Below are 20,803 nucleotides of genomic sequence, written 5' to 3' on the forward strand. Positions count from 1 at the left end.
TGCCGATGTTGCGTTCGTTTCTGATGGGTCTGGTCGCTGGCCAACGTGCGATGACGCCACTGGCCGCATTGGCGGGGGCTGCGCGACGCGGGACGCTGCCGGAAGACAATCCGCCGGCGCGACTGATGGCTCTTCCCCTGATCTCGGCAGGCGGCGTGGCGATGGGCGCGGCCGAGATGGCGGGCGACAAGATGACGACCGCGCCGGACCGCACGGTTTTCCTGGGGCTGCTCGCCCGCACCATCACCAGCGGCTTCGCCGGCGCGACGCTTGCCCCGCCGAAGCGGCAGCTGGCGGGTGCGGCGATCGGTATCGGCGCGGCGATCGCTTCGTCTTACGCAGGTCTTGCCGCGCGGAAATGGGCGATGCGGCGGTGGGGACAGACGGCGACCGGATTCGTCGAGGATGCGATCGTGTTCACCGCCGCCAACATGATCGCCAACGCGAAACCGGCAAAGTCCTGAGACGACTGTCGCTAGCCGGCAGCGGCCTCAAGCGGAAAGACCAGCAGGGTCGATGTCGCGGAGGCGCATAGCCGCCCCTGAGCATCGACCAGTCGCGCTTCCGAAAAGCCGACCCGGCGGCCCAGCGAGACGATCTTCCCCTCGGCGCGCACCGGTCCACTCTGGTCGCTCAGCGCCCGGTGGTACGATATCTTGAGTTCCAGCGTCGTATAGCCTTGTCCTGCCGGCAGGCTGGAATGGACGGCACAGCCGCAGGCGCTGTCGAGCAGCGTCGCGGCATAGCCGCCATGTACCGACCCGATCGGATTGAAGAACTTGCGCGAAGGCGAACCCTCGAACACCACCCGACCGCGTTCCAGTTCGACCAGGGCGAAATCCAGCGTTTCGCCGATCGGGGGATGAAGATTGGCCGCCATCAGGGCCGCCAGCTGGTCGTGACCGTCAAGGCCGGCATGGTCGATCAACACGTTCATGGGCGGACATCCTTGTCTTGATGGGTTTGCGGGTCGGGCTGCGTTGCCGGTAGCAGGCATGTTTGTTGACAACTAATCAGGTGTGCGTTGAATCAGTGATCTGGCGAATGTGCCGCTTTGGTGCCCGACCCGCCGATCCCGCGAGTATCTGTGCCCACGCATAGTTATGCTTGCGCCTTGAGTCGGGGTTGGGCAGGACCGCCGGCCAACCCGGAGATGATTATCATGGCCAGCCATGTTCAGATTGACCATGCCAGTGTCACCGACAACGACGTCGCGCGGCAGATCGAGTTTACGGCCGAGATCGACGGCGAAGAGGTCGAGTTTGCGGTCAAATATGCCGTGCTGAAGGAACTCAGCGGCGACGAACCCGAAGACGATGCCGTCGAGATGTTCGAGCGGTTCAGCGACGAGATCCTCGATGTCTGCGAGGAGGTGGCGGCCAAGCGCCCAGCCGCGACCGTCGTGATCGACGAGAGCGATCTGGAGTAGAGCGGCCGCCTGACCGGCCAGCCCATCGCACGATCGTAACATTGCGCCGACAAGGGGCGATGGGATCATGGATGGGATAGCGATGGTTGTACGTTTCAGAACGGCGCAGGGGATTCTGCTGTTATGGCTGGCGGCGTTCGCCGCGCCGGTTTTCGCGGCGGCGGAGCGGCCGGCGGACGTGACGCTGCAAGGCGTCATCCACGACGCCGATCGCGCCACCACGCGCGACCTGCCTTTCGTGGTGCCGGCCGGCACCGCGCTGGTGCGGGTCGATTTCACGTATGAGGGGCGCGATCGCGGCGTCACGATCACGCTGGGCGTAGCCGATCCGCAGCGATTCCGCGGCTGGGGCGGGGGCACCAAATATGCCTTTGCGATCGGCGACGCCTTCGCCACGCCGTCGTTCCTGCCGGGGCCGATCCCGGCGGGACGGTGGCGGCTGATGATGACGGTGCCGGCCATCCGCACCGGCGACAGCGCCAGATGGTCGGCGCGCATCCGGTTCTCGACGGCATCGAATCTGGACGAGGTCGCCTTCGCCCCCGCACCGATCCGCGCCGGCCCCGGCTGGTATCGCGGCGACCTGCACAGCCATAGCGGCCAGAGCGATGCCCGGTGCCGCAGCTATGCGGGGCGCGAGGCCGGGTGCCCGCCCTTCTACACCTTTCAGGAAGCGGCGGCGCACGGCCTCGATTTCGTGGCGCTGACCGATCACAACGTCACCTCGCACTTCATCGACATGGGCTATCTGCAGCCGCATTTCGATACGCTGCTGCTGATGCCGGGGCGCGAGCTGACGACGCGGGACGGCCATGCCAACCTGCTCGGCTATATGGGCGCGCTCGAAACCGATATCGGCCGACCGGGGGCGGAGACGGTGAACGCGATGCTCGCCAGCGCCCGTGCCACGGGCGGGTTCCTGACGATCAACCATCCGTCGCGACCGACCGGCGAGGATTGCCTGGGCTGTGGCTGGGCGCCGCGCGACACCGATTACGCGAACGTCGATGCGATAGAGGTCGTCAACGGCGGCAGCACGATCGAGACGCCCGGCGACCGCGAGGCGGCGATCGTGAAACAGGTGCGCTACTGGGAGGCGCTGCTCGACCGCGGTTATCGACTGGTCGGGGTGGCCGGGTCGGACAATCACGACGCGATCCAGTATCGCGGCCACTCGCCGATCGGCCTGCAGGCGGCGATCGGCAGCATCGCCACCGTGGTCCATGCCGATGACCTGTCGCAGGGCGCCATTCTGAGGGGATTGCGATCGGGGCGGGCGTTCGTCGATCTCGACGAAGGGCGCGGGCGCGTGCTGGATATGACTGCGCGGCGCGGCAACGCGACGGTGGCGATGGGCGGAACCCTGCCGACCGGTAAAGAGCCGATCACGGCGATGGCGCATGTCGAGGGCGTGGTGGGCGGGCAAGTTGCGCTGACCGTGGATGGCGAGCGGCGAGCGATGACTGCCATCGCGAGCGGGACGGCGGACCTGCCGCTCGATCTACATCGCGGCGTGCGGCAATGGTTCCGGGTCGATGTCCTCCGCCCGGATGGTCGTTTCTGGCTGATCGGCAATCCCGTCTACGTTCGCTGAGCCATGGAACGATGCCGCACCGCCCTCGCATGAACGGCAAGACACGTCGCTGACAGCCACGCGTCATCTGTGTTGATCCAAAGCCGATGGACGACATCAACATTCCAGGGAGGCCGATCATGGCCGACGGCGCAGTCGCAATCGTCACGGGCGGGGAATCGGGCATCGGGGCGGCCTGCGCCATCGCGCTTGCGGCGGCCGGCGCCAGGGTCGCCATCACCTATTTTCACGATGCCGCCGCCGCCGCGAAGATATGCGCGTCGATCGGTGATGAACGGGCGATCGCGGTGCAGACCGACGTTGCCGACGAGACGGCGGTCGGCCGGCTGTTCGACACGGTCGAGGCGCGGTTCGGCACCGTGACATGGCTGGTCAATTCGGCCGGGCTGAACATGAGCGGCGTCCACATCGTCGACATGGAACTGACCCAGTTCGACCGGGTGATCCGGTCCGATCTGTACGGACCGTTCCTGACCTGTCGCCGGTTCGTCCGCGCACTGGCGGACAAGGAGATGAAGGGGCGGATCGTCAACATCTCCTCGATCCATGAACGGGCGCCGCGCGCTGGCGGTGTCGATTACGATTCGGCGAAGGGTGGCCTGTCGCAACTGACCGCGACGCTGGCGCTCGAACTCGCGCCGAAGGGCATCGCGGTGAACGGCGTCGCGCCCGGCATGATCCTGACGCCGATGAACGAACAGGCGGTCGACGATCCCGCCTATCGCGCCCGGCTGGAGGCGAACATTCCGGCGGGCCGCGCCGGTCGTCCGGACGAGGTCGCGACGCTGGTCGCGTTCCTGCTGTCGCCCGGCGCCGATTACATCACCGGCACCACCGTCACGATCGACGGCGCATTGTCGCTCACTGTCGCGCAAGGGGCCTGAGCGATGACGACCTTCGCGGTGGAACAGCTCGACACCGTTCAGCTCGCGGCCGGCTCAGCAATCGACGGCATGGACCTGATGAGCCCGTTCGTGTGGCAGGAGGATGGCCGTTACCGGATGATGGTGCGCGCCGTGCCCAATCCGCTGACGCCGCACGATCCGACCGGCCTCATCGCGCTTGGCGCAAGTGACGACGGGCTGACCTTTGCCGTCGATCCGCGACTGGCGATCACGCCGGGGCCGGGGGCCGACGATGTCGGTGGCTGCGAAGACCCCACGGTCGTCATGATCGAACCCGGTGACGGGGCGGGCGGGCACCGATATCTGGTCTATTATACCGGCGTCGACGCCACCCGGTCTCAAGGCGCGATGATCCTCGCCAGCGGACCGGACTTGGGCGACCTGACCAAGTGCGAGGTCGTGCTGAAGGCGCCACCCGGCGAAGGCAATATCAAGGAAGCGACGCTGGCGCGGACACCGGCGGGCGGCTGGCGGTTGTTCTACGAATATGCCGCCGATGGCGCATCGCGGATCGGCATGGCGGCCGGCCCCACCGCGCAGGGACCGTGGACCGTACAGCCCGACCCGTTCGGCATCCGCGACGACAGCTGGGACAACTGGCATCTGTCGACCGGCCCGATCGTCTCCGTCGCCGGGCGGGACCCGGTGATGTTCTACAACGGCGCCACCCACGACGCGCGTTGGCGGATCGGCTGGGTCAGCTTCGACCCACAATTCACGCGGGTCACGGGGCGCGGGCTGGAGCCGATGCTGGTGCCGCCACCGGCGGTCGACCGGGCCGCGACCGACATCGCCTTCGCTGCCTCCATGGTGATGGAGGGGGACATGATCGCGCTGTATTTCTCGATCGAGGACCGCATCCTGCGTCGCGCCCTGATCCGCCGTTACGACCGGTAAGCCAGCCATGCCCGAAGACGAATATGACGTCCGCGGCCGGCATGACGACGCGATCGAGGAACGGTCGGCGCACGGCGAACCGCTCGGCCAAAAGATCGCGCTGTTCTCCGCCATCCTCGCCACGATCGGCGCGATCATCAGTTTTCTGGGCGGGCATACCCAGAACGACGCGCTCTATTACAAGAACGAAGCGGTGCTGATGAAGGCGCGCGCGTCGGATAGCTGGTCCTATTATCAGGCGGAGGACATGAAGCGTCATCTGGCTGAAGCGGTCGCGCGACTGTCACCCGTCGCGACGGGTGACGATGCGGTGGCTGCGACGACCTATGCGACACGGGCGCGGGCGCTTCGGGCGAAGGCGGAGGATTATGATCGCCGTTCCGAACAGGCGGACAATGAATCACGCCATGCGCTGCGCCCCCATGTCAAACTCTCCATCGCGATGACGTTCGTACAGGTCGGCATCGCCCTCGCCTCGATCAGCGCACTGACGCGGCGGCGCTGGTTGCTATGGGGCGCCGGCGGCTGCGCGGCGATCGGTGTCGGCTTGAGCGTGATCGCCTGGTTCTAGGAACCGATCAGACGAGCGGCTCGCCCGACAGGTATAGGGCCGTCGGCAGGCCATCCGGCACCACCAGCGTCTGTCGCGGGCGCGTCGCGGCGGCGGCCAGCCACGCCGGTCCACCGGGCCGATGGCGGGTCGATCCGTCCGACCGGGTCGGTACCTTGCCATAGATCGCCGGCCCCTCCCGCCCCGGCGAACCGCCGCCGAACGAGGCGGCGATATTGCCATAGGTCGATGGATCGCGGCCATCGAGGCTCAGCCGGTCGTTGAGGTAACAGGCGGTCGCCCACGCGATTTCCGGATCGGGCGTCATCGCGATGATCCGCTTGCCCCAGTACATGCGCAGATTGTTGTGCATCCAGCCGTCGATCAGGAACTGGCGCTGGCACGCGTTCCACGTCTCGTCGCGGGTCTCGCCGTGGAGCAGGGCATCCAGCGTCTCGACCTCCGGGCGCGGATCGCCGGCATGGGCGGCCAGCGTCTCACGCGCCCATTCGCTGATGCGGTCATATCGCTCGGGGGCGGGCAGGGTGAGCGCCTGATAATGGAACCATTCGCGCCACGTCAGCAGTTCGTCGGCGAATTTCTCCTTGCTGGCAGCCGGAGCGATCGCGGCCTCGACCGCCGCCATCACTTCGCGCGGGCCGATCACGCCGAAATGCAGATAGGGCGACAACATGCTGGCGCCGACGGCCTGCGTCGCATCGTTGCGGGTGGTGGCATAGGTCGGCAACACCTCGTCCATCATCCGCTCCAGCATCACCAGCGCGCCGTCACGACCGGCGGGGAACATCGGGCTCAACGGTAGTGCATGGTCGATCGCCGCCGCCGCGACGAAGCGATCGAGATCGGCATCGGTACAGACGTCGAGACGATCGGACGTGAAGGGTAGCGGCCCGTCATACGCGGCGACCTTGGCCGTCCAATCCGCCGCGACAAGCCAATCGCCGCGCAGCGGCTGATGCCGCCGCCGGAACGCGGTGGTCGATCCGATATCGTCGCCCAATATGGCGGGCGGCACCAGACAGGCGGCATTGACCGCCAGCATCGCGCGATCGATCCGCGCCGCCACCCGCTCCGACTGCCAGCGCGCGACGAAGGTCGGCTGGTCCTCGACCATCACCGCGGCGCTGTCCGCCGCCAGACGATAGACGAGGCCCTTCTCGCGCCGATCCGCCCGGTCGACATGCTGGACGCACGCGATGCCCCGCTCCCGGCATTCGCGCGCCAGATCACGGCTCGCTCCCAGAATGAAGCGATGAAGCCGGTCGGAGGCGTAGGGGTAATCCTCGCGCAGGCCATGATAGACCAGCACCGGCAGGCCCAGATCGTTGCCCAGCCGGACGCCCGCATCGATCACCGGATTGTCGCGCGCCCGGAGCGCCTGTTGCAGCCAGCACAGCACATATCGGCCCTCCGGCCGAATGGCGCGCTCGTTCATCCGTCGAACGCGCGGTGCTTCGGACCAGGATGACAGTGCATCGGGAAGGGGATGGGGCATGGACGCTCAACCACCCGGTCGTCCCGCCGATCCACCGGGTTCGCATCGGCGGCGCGGCGGTAAAGGTTCCGGCGATGGCATTGCGGAAACGGATTGGTTATCGAATGGTCCGTCATCGTCCGGTCATCGATGGCGACACCTGGTACAGGATGCTTGGCATGATGAAACATTGGATGGCCCCGCTGGCCTTGGTCGCCGGCAGCGCGACGGGGCAACAGCCAGCCTCGCCGGCGATGACGCAGGCCCGGCTCGACCATCTGGCCGCGACGATCGGCTACCGGTTCACGATCGTCACCAACCGTCCGGCCGCCTGCCCGGCCGGCGCCGCGCGGTGCTTCGAGTCCGAGATCGCCATCACGGTGCCGGCCGATGGCCCGATCACCGCGCCGGTCGAAATCCGCTACGGCTTCGTCAATCGCGTTCTCGCCGTGTCGAGCGACGTATTCGAGGGCCGTCAGGTCAAAGGCGACGTCAATGCGCTGGCGCTGAAGCCCGGCCAGACGCTGCGACCGGGGCAGGTCTATCACGTCAGGGTGACGGGCGTAGGCGCGTATTTCTCGCGCAATCATGCGATGCCGAACGCGATGCTGGTCGCGCCCGGCCTTACCCCGCGCGTCATCGCCGCGACGCGACCGGGCACCGATCCCGATACCGGCCGCGAGACGCTGCCCTTCGTCGCGCCGATGACCGACGAAGCCGCGCTGGCCGGCGGCACGGCCAAAGACAGAACCATGTGGCGGACGCCGGAACGGGCTTTCGCGCTCTATGCCGCGCGCGGTGCCGCGACGCCGGTCGATGTCGCCATCCTACCGACGCCGGTGCGCGCCTCGCGCCCGGCGGGGCGGCCGGTCGATCTGGCGGGCGGTCTGCGCGTCACCACCACGGGCATCGCCCGCGACGATATCGCCGCCGCGCTCGCCTCCCTGCCGCCGGGGCAGGGGCGGGTGCCGCTCACGATCCGGCAACAGTCGGGGCTGGCGGCGGAAGGATATCGCCTGACCATCGGCGACGGCGCGATCCGGATCGATGCGGCGGATGCGGCGGGCGCATCGCACGCGCTGCGATCGCTGGCGCAACAGATCGCGGCGGAGGGGACGACGCTGCGCCCCCTTACCGTGGAGGACGCTCCCCGCTTCGGCTTTCGCGGGCTGCTGGTCGATGTCGCGCGCAATTTCCACAGCAAGCCGGAGCTGCTGAAGCTGATCGACCGGATGGCGGCCTATAAACTCAACCGGCTGCATCTGCATCTGGGTGACGACGAGGGCTGGCGGCTGGAGATCGCCGGCCTGCCCGAACTGACCGAAATCGGCGGCTATCGCTGCGCCGACCTGACCGAGGCGACGTGCCTGTCGCCGCAATTGGGCGCCGATCCCGCCCGCACCGCGCCGACCAACGGCTATCTGACCGCGCGTGATTACATCGATATCCTGCGGGCGGCGAAGGCGCGGCAGATCGTGGTGATCCCGTCGTTCGACATGCCCGGCCATTCGCGCGCGGCCATCCGGTCGATGGAGGTCCGCTACGATCGCCTGATGAAGGCGGGCGATCGGGCCGGGGCGGAACGCTACCGGCTGGTCGATCCGGCGGATACGACGCGCTATCTCAGTATCCAGAATTACGACGACAACACGCTGAACGTCTGCCTCGACAGCACCTATAGCTTCATCGACACGGTCATCGACGGGGTGACGACATTGCACCGCGAGGCTGGCGCGCCGCTGACGACCTATCACATCGGCGCCGACGAGACCGCCGGGGCGTGGACCGGATCGCCGGTGTGCAGGGCGATGCTGGCGCAGAAGAACATCCCCGTCGGCAAGCTCGGCGCGTTCTTCATCGAACGGGTCGCCGGCGATCTGGCAAAGCGGGGCATCCGCGTGGCCGGATGGAGCGACGGCATGGGCCACACCGATCCCGCGCTGATGCCCGCCGATGTCCAGACCAACATCTGGGGCGGCCTGCACACCGGTGGCGTTGCCGAGGCGCATGCGCAGGCCAATCGCGGGTGGCAGGTCGTGTTGTCGATCCCCGATGCCGGTTATTTCGACATGCCCTATGCCGCCGACCCGAACGAGACGGGGTATGACTGGGCGACGCGCGGGATCGATGCGTTTCAGGCGTTCGGCTTCATGCCCGGCAACCTGCCCGCCAACGGCGCGCTGATCCCCGACAATTTCGCGCGGCCGACGCCGGTCCCCGATACGGTGCCGATCGATCCCACACGGTCGATCATCGGCGTGCAGGCGCAGTTATGGAGCGAGACGGTGCGCCGCGACGATCAGGTGGATTACATGTTGTTCCCCCGCTTGCTGGCGCTCGCCGAACGCGGCTGGGCGCGCGAGGCGTGGGAGCCACCCTATGTCGCGGGCCAGTCCTATGCGCTGGGCGATCCGCGCGTCGATCGGGCGGCCTTGCTGGCGGAATGGCGCGACTTCGCCGGCCGGGTCGGCGTACAACTGCGCACGCTCGACAAGGCTGGCGTGGCCTATCGTCTGGCACCACCCGGCGCCCGCATCACGGCCGGACGGCTGGAGGCGAACAGCGAGTTTCCCGGCACGCCGATCGAATATCGTAAGGTCGGCGGCGCGTGGCGGCGTTATGCCGGGCCGATCGCGGCGACGGGAGCAGTGGACCTGCGCACCCGCACCGCCGATGGTCGCCGCGCCAGCCGGATCGTCACGGTGCGGGCGTCGGAGCCGTCGTCGGTGCGCTAACCGCGATCAGCGTCGGCGCATCCGCGACGAACCGGTCGAGCACGCCGTCGGCGATCTTGATCGGCCCATCGAAGCGCGTTGCGCCGGGGATCGACTTGATCGCCGCGGCCTCGGCGGCGAGCTTCGACGCATCCGCAAAGAAGCGCGGGGCAGCGCCACTGCCCTGATCGGCGGCGGCAAGCCCGGCGGCGGTCTGCTGCAATGCCCGCCCCCAGCGCTGCATTGCAGCCAGCCACGGGCGGGACTGTTCGGCGAACCCCGCATCCGCCACCCCCGCCTGGATGATATCGGGCGCCGCCGTGAACGCGTCGGCGGTGCGGGCCAGCTCGGCGATCGCCTCGCCCCGTGCCCTGTCATCCCCCCCGGCGATCGCCTCGCGGGCCCGGTCCAGCGTCGCCTTCAGCCGGGGCGCCTGTTCCTGCCATGGCTGGCTGCCGAAGGTGGGCGCCAGATGCTGCGTATCGAAGAACGTCAGCAGCGCCGCCGTCACCCGCTCGTCGCCAGACGCCAGATCGCGCGCGGCGGCGTGCCAGGTCAGGTCGGCGTCGTAATCCTTGTCGTTCCACGCGAACGCCGTCACCCCCATCACCGCGACACGGCTCGGCGCTTCCTGGTTCATCGGGTTCGACACGATGCCGGCCAGTTCGGTCGACAGCCCGGCCTCCCGCCGCGCATAGGGCGCCATCAACAGCCGCCCGGTCGAGGTCGCATAATCGTTGACCGGATAATTGTCCCACAGCAACGTCTTGCGACCGAACGCCTTGGTCGCCGCGTGGGCATCGGGCACCGAGATGGCCGGCGGCACGACATCGGTGCCGGTCCATTGCACGACGATCCGTGGGTCGAGTTGCTTGCGCAACGCCGCCTTGTAGGGGCTTTCCTTCGCGTCGTAATATTCGGTCGGCACCATGATGAGCGCGGACGACGCATCGTGCCGGGCGACCAGATCGGCCTGCACGATGTTCAACAGATGCGACTGCGCGATCCCGGCGGCCTCCGCGCCGGACGCGCCGAAGGTCGTCCTGTCGCGCTCGCAATTCCACTTGGTGTATTCGATATCGTCGAGCGCGACGTAGAAGCTGCGAATGCCCAGCGCGCGCATCGCGTCGAACTTGCGCATCAGCGCCTGTGCATCGGCCGGATCGGAAAAGCAGACCGACGGCCCCGGCGAGATCGCATAGACGAAATCGACATGGTTCCGCTTGGCCGTCGCCGCCAGTGTCCCCAGCGCGGTCAGCGTCGCGGCGGGATAGGCCTCGCGCCAGCGATCGCGCGCATAGGGATCGTCCTTGGGGCTGTAGATATATGTGTTGGCCTTGGTCCGGGCGAGGAAACCCAGATGCTTTGCGCGATCCGCCATCGACCATGGTGCGCCATAGAATCCCTCGATCGTGCCGCGCATCGCCATCGCGGGATGATCCTGAACGACCAGCGTCGGGATCGCGGGGCGCTCGGCCAACTGGCGCAGCGTCTGCACGGCATGGAACAGGCCATCGGCATCATGCCCGGCCAGCGTGACGAGGCTACCCGCGCCCGCCGCCCTGGTGGCGAGCGTGTAACCCTCCCGGTGCGTATCCTGCGTCGTCTTGCTGCGGGCCAGCGCATCGCGGACGACCGGTGCGTCGCCGGTGCCGATGACGATATGCGGCCGGTCGAGCTTTGCAGGCAGGCGCGAAGCCAGATCGATCCGCTCGACCCCGGCAGTGCCGAGGATGCGGCGAACCTGGGCCAGCGTCTCCGCATCCGTCCCCGGCGCCGCGATCAGCACGACGGACCGACCAAGCGTGATCGTATCGCCGTCGAGAACGACCGATACCGGCGCCGGAAAGATCGCCGGTCGCGTGATCGGCTCGGCCACGGCCGGGATCGACACCATCGCGGCCAGGCCCCTCACCGTCATCGAAAACAGGTCGGCCCCCGACAGGGAATGGCGTCGCTTCATGGCCGATCTCCGGTATCAGAATGGTATTACCGAGAGGGGTAGGGATATCGCCACGAAACGACAAGTCGCGCCGTCATTTCATATGCTGGTGGCAAAAAGCGATCGGTGCGCGCGCCTGAGCCTATTTCTTCTCCACCTGCTCCACCGGCCCGGCGTCATCCGCGACCGGGGCGTCGCGCGATGCACGGGCGGTCATGCCGGTGGCGGAGGCGTCGTCCATCATCTGTTCGTCGGGCGCCGGGGCGGCTTCCGGTGGCACCTCGGCCATCATGTTGGTATCCGCGGTGTTGGCCGGCGCCGGCTCCGGGGCCTCCGACACCACCGCCGTCGGCTGCTCCGCCGGTAGATCGGTCACACCGCTATAATTCTCGACCGGTGCGACGTCGTCGTCCGACGATCGCGAACAGGCCGTGGTCGTTACAACCAACAGAGCGGCGGCGATCGTAAGGGTGGTCTTGTGGTTCATCATCGTCTTGTCCTCAGCGGGCGGCCAGCGCTTCATGCGCGGATCGCGCCTCGATCTTGTTCGCGAGCGTTCCGTCCCAGCGATAGGGATCGTCGCGAAAGCTGACCTGTCCCCCCGCATTCGCGAACGCGGTCCAGTATAGCAGATATACCGCGACCGGTTCGGCGAGTTGCGCACGCACGGTCTTTCCCTCGGCGACGGTCGCATCGATCGTCGCCGCCGGCCACGCGGGTGTCGTGCTCATCAACTGTCGCGCCAGTTCGGCGGGCTTTTCCAGCCGGACACAGCCATGGCTCGCCAGCCGGTCGAACCGCGCGAACCCGGCCTGTGCGGGCGTGTCATGGAGATACACCGCGAACGGATTGGCGAAATCGAACTTGAACCGGCCCAGCGCGCTGCGTTCCGAGGATTGCTGCAACCGCTTGCTGCCGTCACCATTGTCGATGACGCGAAAGCCGTTGCGCGACAGATAGCCCGGACTGGCCTTTTCCTTCGGCCACAACTCGCGCGTCGCGATCGACGACGGCACATTCCAGGGCGGGTTTAGCACGATGCTGTGGATCTGCGACACCAGCATCGGCGTCTCGTCACCGGGGCGGCCGGTCACCGCCTTCATCGACATGATCGGCGAATCGCCATCGAACAGCGTCAGCACCGCCGCGGCGATGTTCACCTGCACGCGGTTCTTCTCCAGCTCGGTCGGCAACCAGCGCCAACGCTCCATGTTCGCCTTGATCTGGCGGATGCGCGCATCGACCGGCGTGTTGAGCGCGGCGACGGTCAACGCGCCGACCGTCCCCGTCGGGTTCAGGCCATACCGACGTTGCGCCCGGCGCACCGCCTCCAGCAACGCGGTATCGAACCGGTCGCCGGTTGCCGTCAGTTGCGGGTCCTCGATCGCGATCCGCTTGCGCAGCGCCGCCACGCGCGCACCGCTGGCGCCGAACACCAGCCCCGGATCGGCCGCGATCGGCGCCCAGCCGCCCTCCGCCGCGATCGACCGGTAACGGGCAAGGCCCGTCACCAGCGTGTCGTACCCGGCATAGGGCGGCGGCAGCGACGCGATCCAGGCAGACAGGCGGTCGCGCTCCACCGCATCGCGGAACGCCGGCAACGGATCATAGGCCACCGGCCGCATCGCCCAGTCGCGCTGGAAATCGGCCTCCGCCAGCCGTCCGGCATGAACCGCATGCGCGTGATCGAGCGCGGCGCGGACCAGCCGGTCGTTATCCAGCTCCGCGACGGGCGCCACGTCCACCAGCCCTTGGGCCACCGCGTCCTTGGCGATCAGGCCGGCGAGCCGGGTCGCCTGCGCGGCACTCAACTGCGGCAGGACGACCGGCGGCGGGATCACCGCCTGCACCATGGGGGCGGGGGGCGTGGTGACCGGCGGCGCGATGACGGGCGGGGCGATGACCGGCGGTGCGACCACCGGCGGCGCGACCTGCGCCTGCACGGCGGCCGGGTACGCGCATGCGGTGAAGGCAGCGCACTGGGCCAGCCTCCATCCGGTCAGCATGGGGGAAAGTGTTCGGCGACGCGTCATTGTCATGGTGACTGAACGTACCACGGTATCAAGGCGATCCGCATCGTCTATCTGATGCGGATGTTGCCGACATGGATCATGCTCCCCATGCCGGTCCGTCCTCGTCGGGATAGAAGCCGTCCGCCTCGTCCCGCGTCGAGCGATGCGATGGCGCGGCGGCGGGTGGCAGGGTCGGCAGGCCACCACCGAAGCGGACGCGGATATAGGCGCCGCCGCCATGGATACCCTGAAAGATCGCCGCCACCTGCTCACCGCGGTTGATCCGGCTGCCGATATACGGCGCGCGTTCGGCGCTGACATATCCCAGCTTCATCCCGCTGGGTGAGATGATCGCGACGGCATTGCGGTCATGGCGGTTGCGGGGTTCCGGCATCAGCGTGACGGGATCGCCGGGCAGCGTCATCATTGCCTCCGACCGCCGATTGCCGCCATCGGCATTCGGGAAATCTATGCCGGCGATGGCGAGGGTCAATTCCTGCATCGCGCCGGATTACGGTCATCCGCGTCATCCGCCAATGTCCGGCTGCCATGACGCAAGATTGCTGTTCGATCCGTCGCACAAGCGGATTAAGGGAGCCACGACGGCCGTGCGCAGGATCGCGGCGGCGACAGGCAGGGACAGGAACGATGCTGGTCAGGATCTATGTCGGCGCAAGCTGGGAAGCAGCGATCGAGAAGGGCGATTATGATTTCGACGTCCTGCCGTCGCCCACCCACAAGCTGGCATTCGCGACCGATGCCGGGTGGGAAGTCGGCCTCGTCCGCGATGTCGCCCACCGCGTCACGCGGTCGTCGGAGGCGGCGGATATCGCGCTGCTGTTGTCGCGGGTGACCGATGAGGAGGGTAGCGACGACCCGCTCCCCTTCGCCGCGTTCGACCGCCTCGACGGCAAGGGTACGACCGGCGTCGCGTCCGTCCCCAGGACCGGCAGCCCCTGGCGCGGACGCTAACCCACCGCCAGTACCTCCGCCTGCGACCGGAAGTTCAGCGCGCAGCCGTGCAGGAACGTGGCGATCCGGCGTTCCGCGAAGAAGTCGACATCGTCGCGAGCGGCTTCGCTGACCGGCGGGAAGGCGCCGTATCCGGCCAGCAGGCAATGCCATGACAGATTGCCGAACTGGCTGACCTGTCCCTGCCGGGCCAGCTCGGCACCCAGATCGCCCTTGCGGAACCATATGTCGAGCAGGTGCAACAGCGAATCCGGCAGCGCCATGTTGGCCGCATTGCGCCGCCAATACTCCGTGTCGGCCCGCGTGTTCAGCTTGTAATGCGCGACGATGTAATCGCGCACGCCATCGATCCGGGCGGTGATCGCCTCGTTGAAGGCGGGCCGGTGGCGATCGGTGAAGTCGCCCTGCGCGTAGTGGTTGATGAACAGCTCGACCGTGTTCAGCACCACATGCAGCGCGGTCGCCTCCAGCGGCTCGATGAAGCCCTGCGACAGGCCGACCGCCAAACAATTGCGCTCCCAATGCCGCGCCAGTTGCCCGACCCGAAAGGTCAGATGCCGCGCCTCGCCCGCATCGCCGACGCCCAGATGACCCCGCAATTCGGCCTCCGCCGCATCGGCGGACAGGCAGTCGCGGCTATAGACATATCCGTTGCCGAACCGGTGGCGCAGCGGGATCGTCCAGCACCAGCCATTCGACATTGCGGTCGACACGGTTTCGACCGGCGGCGGCCGGTCCATCGCGGTCGGCATCACCACGGCGGCATCGTTGAACAGCATCGACGCATAGCTGTAGAACGGCACACCCAACGCCCGCTCCATCAGCAACCCGGCCAAACCGCTGCAATCGACGAAGATATCCGCCGCGATCTCCTCGCCCGTATCGGTGACGAGCGCGGCGATGTCGCCGTTTTCGCTTCGCCGCGCGCCAACTACCCGCGCCGGTCGGTGGACCACGCCGCGCCCGACCGCCACCTCGCGCAGGAAATCGCCGAGCAGACCGGCATCGAAGTGATAGCCATATTCCATGCGGAACGGGAAATGGGGCGGGGTGATCGGCGCCTTGTCTTCCGCCGCCAGCACACCACCCAGCAGGAAATCGTCAGGGCGCACCGGCACGTCGTATCCCAGCCGCCGGTTGCGGCAATTGAGGATGAACGCCTCTTCGGTGTGGACGTCCACCTGCGTGATGAACGGATGGCTGTAACCCCGCCACGGCGCCTGCGGGCTCCAGCCGTCGAAGCGGATGCCGACCTTGTACGTCGCCTGACACCGCGGCATCCAGTCCCGCTCGGCGATCCCGATGACCTCGAAGAACCGTTTCAGCGAGGGCGTCGATCCCTCGCCGACGCCGATCGTCGCGATGTCCGGCGCCTCGACCAGCGTGATGGTGCAGCCCGATCCGGGTGCCAGCCACGCCTTCGCCATCAAATTGGCGGTGATCCAGCCTGCGGAGCCGCCGCCTAGTATGACAATGCGCCGCGGCGGCATCACCCGGCCTGACCGCCGAACGCCTTCAGGAAAGTATCTTGGAGCGGCATATTGGCCACCGGCTCCCGCTTCATCGCGGCAAGCTGGCGCAACTGCGCCGCCAATTCGTCGTCGCCGGGTCCATCGGCCAGCGGATGATGAGCGGCGGGGACGATGCCCTGTCCCATCAGCACCTGCACCCAGGACGGCTCCATGAAGATGTCGAGCGGGTCCTGCGTCAGGATGCCGCTGCGGCGGAACAGATCGATCTTCGCGGCCAGCCGGTCCGGCACCGGCATCGCACGCAGATCGCGCCAGAACGCGGAATCGTCGCGCCGGGTGGCATGGTAGTGCAGGATGATGAAGTCGCGCACCGTCTCATATTCGATCTGCGACTGGCGGTTATATTCGGCCACCACCCGGTCATCGATGCCGCCCTGCGGAAACAGGTGCAGCAACCGGACGATCGCCGACTGAATCAGATAGATGCTGGTCGATTCCAGCGGCTCCAGAAAGCCGCTTGACAGCCCGACCGCGACGACGTTGCGGTCCCATTGCCGCCGCGCGCGGCCGGTGCGGAAAGGGATGATCCGCGGCTCGTCCAGCGCCTCGCCATCGAGATTGCCGAGCAGGATCGCCGCCGCCCGGTCGTCGCTGCAATGACGGCTGCTATAGACCAGACCGTTGCCGTTGCGGTGTTGCAGGGGGATGCGCCATTGCCACCCCGCCTCGTGCGCGATCGACCTTGTATAGGGCGCGGTCTGTTCGAACCGCGCGGACGGCACCGCCATCGCCCGGTCGCACGGCAGCCAATGGCCCCAATCCTCGTAGCCGACGTTCAGATGCCGCTGGATCAGCAACCCGCGCGATCCCGAGCAGTCGATGAACAGATCGCCCGCTACCTGACGGCCATCCCGCAGCGTCAGCGACGTGATGTCGCCCGTTTCGGGATCGCGCTGGGCATTATCGATCAGCCCCTCGGTCCGGACCACGCCCAGCCGCTCGCTGTACCGCCGCAGATACCGGCCATAGAGCGAGGAATCGAAATGATAGGCATAGGGCAGGGACCACGTCGGATCGTCGCCCTGGATCTTGGCGAACTTCCCCTCGCGCGCGCACAGATAGTTGAGGTCGAAGTCCCAATAATCGACATCCATCCCCGCCCGCCGCGCCCGCGTCCAGAAATGGTGGAACGAACAGAAGGCAAGGTTACGGCCCGCGCTGCCGAATGTGTGGTAATAGGATTCGCCGATTGCGCCCCAGTTATCGAACCGGATCGCCAGTTTGATCGTGGCCTTCGTCTCCCGCAGGAACTCGGCCTCGTCGATGCCCAGCACGGCGTTGACGTGCTGGATCGGCGGGATGGTCGCCTCGCCGACGCCGATGATGCCGATCTCGTCCGATTCGATCAGCTCGATCGACACCTGTTCACCGATCACGCGGGCAATAAGCGCCGCCGCCATCCACCCGGCCGTGCCGCCACCGACGATGACGACCTTCTTGATCGCAGCCGCCATCCTTGCCTCTCCCGACGTTCGTTACCCGAATACCCCCGCCGGCGATGACCGGCGAGGGTGTTTCGGGCGAGGCTTCAGAAGATCGCGTAGGTCAGGTTGAGCAGGAAGTTCCGGCCAAACGTCTCGTTGCGGGTCGTCAGGCCGCTGGCCGTGTCGGTATAGGTGTCCTTCTCGTTGGTGATGTTCTGCGCCTGGATCGAGATGCGCAGGCGGTCGAGGTAATTCACGCCGATCCCGGCGAAGTCATAACCGATCTGCGCATCGACCAGCGTCTGGCCGGAGCGGTTGACGGCGGCGATGCTGTTGCTGCCACCGCGATCCTCCGACTGCCACTTCGACCGCTTGTTGGCCGACAGCCGTGCGGAGAAGCCGTACTTCTCGAAATACGCCGTTCCCTGGAAGACGCGCGCGGATAGACCGGGAATGCGCGATCCATCGTCCAGCTTGCCCTTGGTGAAGGCGGCGCCACCGGTCACGCCGAAACCGTCGAGCGCACCGATGAAGCGGCGGAACGGCAACGACGCCTGCAACTCGATACCCTTCACGCTGCCCTTCAGCCCGCCGACATAGGTGGTGTTGACGCCCTGGAACGTCGCCGGGGTGTACACGGTCAGACCGTCACTGCTGACCGCCTGATGGTATCCGGGGATGTAGAACGGCGTGAAATCACGCAGCGTCGTGGTCTGCACGTTCCAGTTGCGCAGATCCTTGTAGAATGCCGACGCCGAGATGAAGCCGTCGCTGGCGAAGTAATATTCGTAACTCAGATCGGCCTGATTCGCCTCGTACGGCCGCAGCTCGGCATTGCCCGACCGCGACGTCCACGGCCCCAGCGTGGGGTTGGAATTGGTGACGTTCGCCACGTTGTTGGAGAACTTCACCGACGAACCCGGATTCAGGAAGTCGATGCGCGGCCGGCTGACCACCTTCGCCAGGGCGAAGCGCACCGTATGACCATCGCCCATGTCGAAGTTCAGGTTCATGCTCGGCAGGACGCGGGTGTATTTGGCGCCGTCGGATACCGGCGTCGCCTGCACCCGCAGATTCGAGACGACCAGGGCATTGAAGCCCGACGCCTGCTGATCGGTGAACAGGCCCTGCACGCCGATATTGCCGAACATGCGGATGCTGCCCAGCTCCGATTCGAAGTCCGCCTTGATCGACGGCTGCCACACCTTCTCGTGGATCGAATAGGTGTCACCCAGACGATCCGGTTCCAGCGAGCCGGCATCCCAGCGGCGATAGAAATCGCTGTTGATGAGGCCGAGCGCATCATAGGCGACCACGTTGCCCAGCCCCACCCAACCGAGATCGGCGACGCCGCGCCGCGCATCCTCCGGCACCGGACCGTCCGACGGATAGGTCTGGGCGGTCAGGAAAAAGCCCTGGTTGACCTTGGACTTCTTGTGGTTCGAGTAGCGGACGGCGACGTTGATCGACTTCAGGAAACTGTCCTCGAACCGGTAGTTCGCGTCCAGCCGTACCGAGTTCAGATATTCGTCGAACCGGGCGGTGTTGACGAAGCCGTCCTGCGCCTGCGCAAAGCCGATGCCTGCGGCCCGTGCCGCCGGCGTGTTCAGTTCGGTGATCGGCGCCAGACTGCCACCCCATGACTGCGGACCGGCCAGCTTCACGATCGCATAATCGTCGAACGTCTGGCTGTTGTTCGAGAACATCAGCCCCTTGTCGGTATAGGTCCACGTCCGGAGGTTGTTCGGTCCCTGCGTCGCGAGGCCGGCGCGGCCCAGGCCGGCATAACTCTCGGCGCGAGTGTCGCGCTTGGTGCTTTCCGACCGCGAGACGTCGAGCGTCAGGTCGAGGTTCGACGTCGCCTTGTACACGATATTGCCGCCGAAAACCTTCAGGTCGCCCTTCTTGTCGAGCGGATCGGTGCGGATCACCGAGTTGAAGCCGGTGGTCCGGGCCGAGGTGACCGTGGTGTCGTTGGCGCTGAGGACGGTGCTGCCATTCGACGCGATCGGCAGCGCCTCGATGAACCCGCGCGAGATGCCCTGATCCTTGAAATTGATGTACAGTGCATCGAACGTCGCGGTGAACTGATCGGTCGGCTGATACTGGATGACGCCGGCCAGCGTGTCACGCTTCAGCACGCGCGACCGCGACGAGATGTCGATGCCCTGCGGCACGTACTTACCCGCATTCGGACCCGACGTGATCGCGCCCTGATCGTAGCCCCAGACGCTGAAATAATTGTCCTGCACCGGTGACGATGTCGTCGCGGCGGTTAGCGCGATGCCGATCGTGTCGTCGGCGAACTTGTCGGTATACGACAGCGCGAAGCGATAGCCGGTGTCCTTGAAGTCGGGGTTCTTCGACTTCATGCCGTTCTGTTCGAGCGTGGCGTTGGCGATCAGCGCGGGCTTGCGTTCCAGCGGACGCACCGTGCGGATATCGACGGTGCCACCGATGCCCATCGCGGTCAGCGCGGCGTCGGGCGTTTTGTAGACAACGGCGGCGCCGACGATCTCGGCGGGGTACAGATCGTATTCGACGCCGCGGTTATCACCGATGCCGATCAGTTCGCGCCCGTTCAGCGTAGTGCCGACAAAGTCTTCGCGGAAGCCGCGAACCGAAATGCCGCTGATCCGGCCGGAACGACGCTCGCCGGCCAGACCGGCCAGACGACCCAGCGAATCGGCAACGCTCGATTGCGGCAATTTGCCGATATCTTCTGCCGAGATCGCCTCGACGACCGAACTGTTGTTCCGCTTCAAGGATTGCGCGCGTTCAAGACTGGCGCGCAGGCCGGTGACGACGATGTCCTGGTCCGCGCCCGGGTCCTGTTCGCCCACCGGCGTCTGCGTTGCTTCGGCGGTGGGATCTACGGGCGGTACGACCGTCCCCGTCTGGACTTCCTGCGCGAACACCGGCGTCGCGGCCATCAAGGCCAGTACCGCCGTCGAACATGCAAGTTTGTTTACCGTATCCTTCATGGAAATCCCCTCCCCAGAATTGTCTACCGCGGCCCTGATTCCGGCGGTGCATCCTGTCTCTTGTGTCATATGAAAACCGGCAATCGATTGCAATTATGCATACGAATACGTGCCTATTGCGATCCTTGTCCGGGCGATCGATCGATCTTCGGCCCAACGGTTATCCGTCGTTTTGGTTGAAGATGCGGGCGGCGCACCCGGCGCCCGCAGCAACTATTGATATTTGTTATCTCTGTTCCTGAACATAAACCACCGACGTGCGGCACATGCTGCCGAATAGGTTGCTTTCCTGCAAGTACCGTCTGTCCAAAAGTCAGGTGAAGTTAACCGTCCGAAAAGGACTCGGCGATATT

The 20,803-nt window shown here is 66.5% G+C and carries 17 protein-coding genes; 8 read left to right on the forward strand and 9 right to left on the reverse strand.

What is annotated here, in order from left to right; all coding sequences use genetic code 11:
- Positions 1-5 precede the first annotated feature (5 nt).
- Positions 6-464, forward strand: a complete 459-nt coding sequence (locus JAO74_RS16425) for a DUF4126 domain-containing protein (RefSeq protein ID WP_199040663.1) — start codon at positions 6-8, stop codon at positions 462-464.
- Between the two features lie 11 nt (positions 465-475).
- Here JAO74_RS16425 and JAO74_RS16430 read toward each other — a convergent pair whose 3' ends face one another.
- Positions 476-937 (reverse strand): PaaI family thioesterase, encoded by a 462-nt coding sequence (locus tag JAO74_RS16430; RefSeq protein WP_199040667.1) that lies wholly within the window; start codon positions 935-937, stop codon positions 476-478.
- Between the two features lie 225 nt (positions 938-1,162).
- Here JAO74_RS16430 and JAO74_RS16435 point away from each other — a divergent pair, with 225 nt between their 5' ends.
- From JAO74_RS16435 to JAO74_RS16455, 5 genes are all read left to right on the forward strand, one after another.
- Positions 1,163-1,429 carry a DUF1488 family protein gene (locus JAO74_RS16435; protein WP_233151110.1) on the forward strand — a complete coding sequence of 89 codons (267 nt, stop codon included), beginning with the start codon at positions 1,163-1,165 and terminating at the stop codon, positions 1,427-1,429.
- Between the two features lie 82 nt (positions 1,430-1,511).
- Complete coding sequence (locus tag JAO74_RS16440) at positions 1,512-3,023, forward strand: CehA/McbA family metallohydrolase (protein ID WP_199040669.1); 1,512 nt, start codon at positions 1,512-1,514, stop codon at positions 3,021-3,023.
- 119 nt (positions 3,024-3,142) lie between these two features.
- Entirely contained in the window at positions 3,143-3,907 is a 765-nt protein-coding gene (locus JAO74_RS16445) for an SDR family oxidoreductase (protein WP_199040671.1), read from the forward strand.
- A gap of 3 nt (positions 3,908-3,910) precedes the next feature.
- Entirely contained in the window at positions 3,911-4,825 is a 915-nt protein-coding gene (locus JAO74_RS16450; RefSeq protein ID WP_199040674.1) for a glycoside hydrolase family protein, read from the forward strand.
- A 7-nt stretch (positions 4,826-4,832) separates the two neighbouring features.
- The gene (locus JAO74_RS16455; protein ID WP_199040677.1) at positions 4,833-5,396 is read left to right on the forward strand and encodes a DUF4337 domain-containing protein; all 564 of its coding nucleotides are present in this window, start codon (positions 4,833-4,835) and stop codon (positions 5,394-5,396) included.
- A 7-nt stretch (positions 5,397-5,403) separates the two neighbouring features.
- On the opposite strand, the gene JAO74_RS16460 is transcribed toward JAO74_RS16455, so the two are convergent.
- Positions 5,404-6,891, reverse strand: coding sequence for a deoxyribodipyrimidine photo-lyase (locus tag JAO74_RS16460; protein ID WP_199040680.1), 1,488 nt, complete (start codon positions 6,889-6,891; stop codon positions 5,404-5,406).
- Between the two features lie 158 nt (positions 6,892-7,049).
- On the opposite strand from JAO74_RS16460, the gene JAO74_RS16465 reads away from it, so the two are divergent.
- Positions 7,050-9,605 carry a family 20 glycosylhydrolase gene (locus JAO74_RS16465; protein ID WP_233151111.1) on the forward strand — a complete coding sequence of 852 codons (2,556 nt, stop codon included), beginning with the start codon at positions 7,050-7,052 and terminating at the stop codon, positions 9,603-9,605.
- On the opposite strand, the gene JAO74_RS16470 is transcribed toward JAO74_RS16465, so the two are convergent.
- The 4 genes from JAO74_RS16470 to JAO74_RS16485 all read right to left on the reverse strand — a co-directional run bounded on the left by JAO74_RS16470 (position 9,568) and on the right by JAO74_RS16485 (position 14,040).
- Positions 9,568-11,547, reverse strand: coding sequence for a beta-N-acetylhexosaminidase family protein (locus JAO74_RS16470; RefSeq protein WP_199040683.1), 1,980 nt, complete (start codon positions 11,545-11,547; stop codon positions 9,568-9,570). The two genes, JAO74_RS16465 and JAO74_RS16470, sit on opposite strands and share 38 nt — an antisense overlap.
- Before the next feature lie 121 nt (positions 11,548-11,668).
- Positions 11,669-12,049 (reverse strand): hypothetical protein, encoded by a 381-nt coding sequence (locus tag JAO74_RS16475; RefSeq protein WP_199040686.1) that lies wholly within the window; start codon positions 12,047-12,049, stop codon positions 11,669-11,671.
- Positions 12,027-13,532, reverse strand: a complete 1,506-nt coding sequence (locus tag JAO74_RS16480) for a L,D-transpeptidase family protein (RefSeq protein ID WP_199040781.1) — start codon at positions 13,530-13,532, stop codon at positions 12,027-12,029. Before JAO74_RS16480 ends, JAO74_RS16475 begins: the two co-directional genes overlap by 23 nt.
- A gap of 103 nt (positions 13,533-13,635) precedes the next feature.
- Entirely contained in the window at positions 13,636-14,040 is a 405-nt protein-coding gene (locus JAO74_RS16485) for an HIRAN domain-containing protein (RefSeq protein ID WP_199040689.1), read from the reverse strand.
- 146 nt (positions 14,041-14,186) lie between these two features.
- Here JAO74_RS16485 and JAO74_RS16490 point away from each other — a divergent pair, with 146 nt between their 5' ends.
- Entirely contained in the window at positions 14,187-14,510 is a 324-nt protein-coding gene (locus tag JAO74_RS16490) for a hypothetical protein (protein ID WP_199040691.1), read from the forward strand.
- On the opposite strand, the gene JAO74_RS16495 is transcribed toward JAO74_RS16490, so the two are convergent.
- The 3 genes from JAO74_RS16495 to JAO74_RS16505 all read right to left on the reverse strand — a co-directional run bounded on the left by JAO74_RS16495 (position 14,507) and on the right by JAO74_RS16505 (position 20,450).
- The gene (locus JAO74_RS16495) at positions 14,507-16,000 is read right to left on the reverse strand and encodes a tryptophan halogenase family protein (protein ID WP_199040693.1); all 1,494 of its coding nucleotides are present in this window, start codon (positions 15,998-16,000) and stop codon (positions 14,507-14,509) included. The two genes, JAO74_RS16490 and JAO74_RS16495, sit on opposite strands and share 4 nt — an antisense overlap.
- Entirely contained in the window at positions 16,000-17,496 is a 1,497-nt protein-coding gene (locus JAO74_RS16500; protein WP_199040695.1) for a tryptophan halogenase family protein, read from the reverse strand. Before JAO74_RS16500 ends, JAO74_RS16495 begins: the two co-directional genes overlap by 1 nt.
- Before the next feature lie 74 nt (positions 17,497-17,570).
- The gene (locus tag JAO74_RS16505; RefSeq protein ID WP_199040697.1) at positions 17,571-20,450 is read right to left on the reverse strand and encodes a TonB-dependent receptor; all 2,880 of its coding nucleotides are present in this window, start codon (positions 20,448-20,450) and stop codon (positions 17,571-17,573) included.
- Positions 20,451-20,803: the final 353 nt, after the last annotated feature.

Source organism: Sphingomonas mollis, assembly GCF_016427505.1.
GTDB lineage: Bacteria > Pseudomonadota > Alphaproteobacteria > Sphingomonadales > Sphingomonadaceae > Sphingomonas > Sphingomonas mollis.